Raw genomic sequence first — 994 nt, forward strand, 5'->3', positions numbered from 1 at the left:
TGTAAAGGTTAGATATTTCGGTAACAAAATTTAACTTTAATAAATTTTGTTGCGATGAGAAATAACAGTCAGGATTCAACATTAGAGAGAAACTATTTAGAGAAGTATCGTTTTTTGATAAAAGAATATGAGCAGGTAAAAAACAAAACCCATCCGGTGCATAAAAAGGCAATGGACTTTTACACAGCAAATGACACGTGCAGGAAAAGTTTTCTAAAGTATTATAACCGCTATAAACAGAGCGGAAAATCTTTAGATCTGCTGCCACAAAAGCGGGGTCCTAAATATAAAACCAGACGCCCTCTGCCGTTCATAGAACAAAAAGTGATTGAATTAAGAGAAAAAGGAAACAACAGATATGAAATTGTTAGTATCTTGAATCCAAAATTAGGAAAACATACACCATCATATTCTGGAGTTTACAATATTTTAAAACGGCATAAAATAAACAGATTAACTCCGAAGATTAAAAAGAATCATCAAAAAATAATCAAGGAAAGAATGGGACAGTTGGGCCATATAGATTGCCATTATTTAAGCAAAAGCATAATTCGTGGAGAAAACAAAAAACTCTATTTAGTCTGTGTAATTGATGATTACAGCCGGATTGCCTGGGCTGAATTAATTCCAGATATAACGAGTTTAACAGTAATGTTTGCTTCATTAAAATGCTTAAACATCTTAAGCAGCCATTATGAAATAAAATTTGAAGAGATATTATCTGATAATGGAGCTGAATTTGGAATCAAAACCAGCAAAGTAAAAAATCAGCATCCTTTTGAAAGAATGCTCATGGAACTCGGGATCGTACACAGATACACAAGACCTTACCGTCCGCAGACAAACGGCAAGGTGGAGAGATTTTGGAGGACTCTGGAAGAGGATTTATTACGAGATACAGATTTTGATTCTCAAGAAGAACTAAAAGAGGAATTGCTGCAATATTTATACTATTACAATCATGAAAGACCGCATCAGGGAATTGATGGAAAAA

General features: G+C 33.8%; 1 protein-coding gene. It reads left to right on the plus strand.

Features of this window, described 5'->3' with window-relative positions; genetic code table 11:
• Positions 1-54: 54 nt before the first annotated feature.
• The coding region (locus ABXT06_RS22705) for an integrase core domain-containing protein (RefSeq protein ID WP_354592756.1) at positions 55-994 on the plus strand (940 nt) is incomplete at its 3' end.

It is taken from the genome of Flavobacterium sp. UW10123 (assembly GCF_040538975.1).
In the GTDB taxonomy this organism is placed as follows: domain Bacteria; phylum Bacteroidota; class Bacteroidia; order Flavobacteriales; family Flavobacteriaceae; genus Flavobacterium.